The following is a 3,734-nucleotide window of genomic DNA, read 5'->3' on the forward strand; positions in this document are numbered from 1 at the left end:
GGGCTGACCCCCGGAGAACATGCCCGTCTCCTCCAACAGTTGGAAGAGCAACCGGTCCCGAAGGCATCCGCTCCAACTGCGGCTCGCTTCGTCAAATCGCGCGCACGAGTCCTTGATTGCCTCAATCTGGCGCGGCGTGAGAGTCGGCGGCGTCGTTCGCTTGTTACGCACCCGGATGGTGACCTGCGGTCTGCGATGGTTCACATGATGAAGAAAGGGGCGGTACGACGGGTTCCGGGCAGCGCCACCGGAGTACAGCCATGGCGCGACTTCGAGTCCGCGCCATTGATGGAAGGTGTAGAACGACTGCATACCATGAATGCGAGTGGCGATCGTCGAATCCGCCATCCGTGACGGCATGTCGCCGATCGGCACGACATCGGGGTGTAGGCCGGTCCTCAGCCACGCAATGTATCCGGTCGCGTCCTCAAGTCTTGCGTCTTCCCACGGCCGTTTCAGCAGGTCGAGGTACTGGAACCATAGGGCAAGCGCGCGAGCATAGGACCGAATGGTGTTCGGCGATGCACGGGTTTGTCGTAGGTGTTCCAGATACAGCTCGACGGCGGGAAGGGGGAGATGATCGCGGCCGAGAACGGTCCATGTCCGTTCGTCGTTGGTGGATGCGACAGATTGCACTCGAATCATCGCGTTCGTCCTCTCCTGGACATCTCCGATGATCGGCGTGCTGCGAATGTTCCTCAAGTCGACACGCCGCTGACGTCGTTGTCATCCCGCTCCGGATTACATCGTCGCCAATGAACGGGGTTCAGATATTCCGTTCTCTCACTCGCCATTGACGACGTTTCTATGCGACTCCGGATAAGCCCGCCGATGGGTACTTCGAGTGGGAGAAACGCGACGACAAGAAGATCCCACATTATTTGCACGGCGACGGGGTGCTCGCGATGGCCGGCCTGTACGAGCTGTGGCGCGATCGTGCGCTGCCCGAGGACGACCCGAACGCCTGGCTGTGGACGGCGACCATCTTGACCCGGCCGGCCACCGATGCGCTCGGACGCATCCACGACCGCTGCCCGGTGGTGTTGCCGGCGACGTTCCAGGAGCACTGGCTCGACCCAACTCTTACCGACAAGGACGACGTCCAGGCGCTACTCGCGTCGGTGCCCGATCCGGTCCTGCAGACCTACGAGGTCAGTACCGCGGTGAATTCCCCGCGCAACAACGGCCCCCACCTGCTCGAGCCCGTGGCCTGACTCCGCGGCCGGATCGCGTTTCCCCGATCCGACGGGAGACCCGACGACTTGCAACCTAACAATGCGACGCTGTAATGGGTGGAGCATGGCGGAGGACGCGCAGAGCAGCATCGGCAACCAGGCCGAGCCCACAGACACCGCAGGGCCGCAGCACACCGAGAACGGCTTCGGCACCTACGAATGGGACCCCGAGTACGGCGTCGTGTTCCGCATGGACCTCGACCAGTTCGGCACCATCGGCGGCGTCCCGATCAGCCAGTACACCCCGCCGCCCCCGCCCCCGTACGCACCGCTCAACCTCTCCTGAATCGGTCACACGCCCGCGCCTCAGCACCCAAGCCCCCGGGTGCTGGGGCGCACTGCATTTCGCAGCAACCGGCTCGCCAGGGCGCAGTGACCGATTGTGGCGGTGGGTGCCGTGGCGTGCTCCGCCTCCTGGCCAGGTATTCGCGCGCGATCATCTCGATGAGGTCGATGCTGAAGCCGCCCGGCTCATCGCGCTCGCGCAACATCTGCGGCCGCACCGGTCTCAGGACATCAGCTATCCAGTCGCTCAGCGCTTCCTCCATGGTCCGATCCGCCGCTGGGTCAGCGGATACAGGTCAGAGGTTCCAGAGTCGGAGCAGGGCGGCACGCAGGCTGGCGGAGATGATCCGGTGATCTGTGGTCAGCCGGGGATTGGGGTGCCCGAGGTCGGCGAGCTGCTGCTCGGCGTCCGCAACCGACAGCGGCTGCAGATCCGCCCGGACGAGCATGAGATGGCCGAAGGCTCTGTGGGTGTGCGGGATCGCGATGGCGTCTGAGTCCACGACCGCGGGCGGGTAGATCCAGTCGTTGTCGTCGGTGAAGATGAGGACATCGCCACGCCCGAGGCGGGCACGTCGGTCGCCTGGGCGGAACCATTCGAGTTGATATGTCGCTGCCGGCCCGCCGGTGGAGGCTGAGGATCGGCCCGCCTGGGTGGCCCAGGTCTGTTGCTCGGTTTCGCTGGGTTCGTACTCGACGATGTGCCGCAGGAACATCCGGGTCACCCGCGCAGGAAGGAAGTCGCGGTTGGCGCGCATCCGGCCACCGATCCCGGGGATCGGCACCGACCGGCCGATCTGCCATTCGGTGGTGGCGTTGTCGAGAAACGCCTGATCGATTTCGGTGATCTCGTCGATACCGTCGATGAACGTGCGGGCGGCGGCGATGACCTCCGGGTCGTCGGTGATGACTACGGCCTCATCGGCGATGGTCGAGCTGTGGGAGGCATTCGCGGAGCCGATGATCGCCCGCCGACTGGTGGCGATGACGTTGGCGTGCAGGTTCGGCGATGACAGGACCCGGACGCCGGCCTCGACGTAGTACGCAAGCGCAATCGGCGAGGTCACATGCGCGCGCACCGCCGCCCGGGAGGCGTTCACGACGAGGAGATCGCCGGCCCGCAGCGGCAGCAGCGTGGGTGCGTCCTCGCCGAGGTAGGCGATTGCGGCGTGGCGCAGCCCTCTCACTCGAATGGCACGGGTGATGTGCGGCCAGGGACTCGGCCCGTGAAATGTCGTCCCCATAGGTAGACGGTAGCGCGGGCGTGATGCGCTGTACCGCTATTGGCTCGGGCCCGGAGCGTATGGCGCAGCCCATGAGGTTGGCTGCATCGCTGTTCTCGGCGAAAAGTGATGATGGACTGCGGATATGACACGTCCCCATCTCTTCTGGGCGACGCCGACACGTGCCGCCTTACAGCGGCGGCGGCAGTTCATCGCCGTGGACGAGCTTCCACCACAGGGTCGCGCGCTGACGAGGGATCGGGTCGACGATGATCACGTCGGCCCGATCTGCGGCGGCGAGCATGTAGGGCCGGCGGCGCTCGCGCCATTGCGCGTCGACATCCTCGAGACCGTCGATGCTCATCGGGCTGTCGAGGGTCTCGCACGCCAGTTTCAGCCACGGGACGAGGTGGCGTTCGGCTTCCCGGGTGATTCCGTTGCCCGCTAGGGCGTTCTCGACGACAAGGCTTGTCAGATCGCGGCGGATCCGCCACCGGAGTTCAGCTTGATCGACAATGCAGGACCTCCCGGTGGCCCTACCGTGGTCGGCGGGGGCGGTGTGAAGCCGTCGGGTGGCACTGCGCGGTATGGCCCCGAACATCTCGGGCCGTTGGTGCTGATCGAGGGCGCGGGCATGGGTACAGACGTCGCACAGTTCGGTGAGCGCGGGCAACGACGGGCGCCGGTGGGTGGCGAGTTGGGCGAGCATGTCGGCGCCGAGGTCTTCGGCGCGCGCAAAGATCTCCAGCCCGTACCGGTAGCGCATGACCGCGGCGTTCTCCCAGTGGCCGGCGAGTGTGCGCTCGCGGCGGGGAGCCCAGCGACAGCTGCGAAGAATCGTTCCCCGGCGTGATGCGCTCTGTCCAGTAACTCGGTGGCTGCGGCATCACAGCGGTCAGGGGTGATGCCCTGCAGCAGAATCAGCCCTTCCCGGAACTCGTACGCAGCGTAGGCGAGGTTTTCGAGATCGACGGGGTGGGCGCGCGTGCGT

The 3,734-nt window shown here is 65.7% G+C and carries 4 protein-coding genes and 1 pseudogene; 2 read left to right on the forward strand and 3 right to left on the reverse strand.

Annotation, left to right across the window (positions count from 1 at the left end):
- Positions 1-645 (reverse strand): site-specific integrase (locus AZG88_RS46110; protein ID WP_197488042.1); only part of this gene is annotated, 645 nt, incomplete at its 3' end.
- A 179-nt stretch (positions 646-824) separates the two neighbouring features.
- Between AZG88_RS46110 and AZG88_RS46115 the strand changes: the two are divergent.
- Both AZG88_RS46115 and AZG88_RS46120 read left to right on the forward strand, forming a co-directional pair.
- Positions 825-1,214, forward strand: a pseudogene (locus AZG88_RS46115) (SOS response-associated peptidase); the annotation flags it as partial.
- Between the two features lie 85 nt (positions 1,215-1,299).
- Positions 1,300-1,521: a hypothetical protein gene (locus tag AZG88_RS46120; RefSeq protein WP_061701391.1), complete on the forward strand. Its 222-nt coding sequence runs from the start codon at positions 1,300-1,302 to the stop codon at positions 1,519-1,521.
- A gap of 295 nt (positions 1,522-1,816) precedes the next feature.
- Here the strand turns inward: AZG88_RS46120 and AZG88_RS46125 are convergent, their stop codons facing one another.
- Positions 1,817-2,764 (reverse strand): hypothetical protein, encoded by a 948-nt coding sequence (locus AZG88_RS46125; RefSeq protein WP_061701392.1) that lies wholly within the window; start codon positions 2,762-2,764, stop codon positions 1,817-1,819.
- A gap of 169 nt (positions 2,765-2,933) precedes the next feature.
- Positions 2,934-3,509, reverse strand: coding sequence for a hypothetical protein (locus AZG88_RS46130; RefSeq protein WP_231914440.1), 576 nt, complete (start codon positions 3,507-3,509; stop codon positions 2,934-2,936).
- Positions 3,510-3,734 lie beyond the last annotated feature (225 nt).

Origin of the sequence: Rhodococcus sp. LB1 (assembly GCF_001583455.1) — a bacterium.
GTDB lineage: Bacteria > Actinomycetota > Actinomycetes > Mycobacteriales > Mycobacteriaceae > Rhodococcus_F > Rhodococcus_F opacus.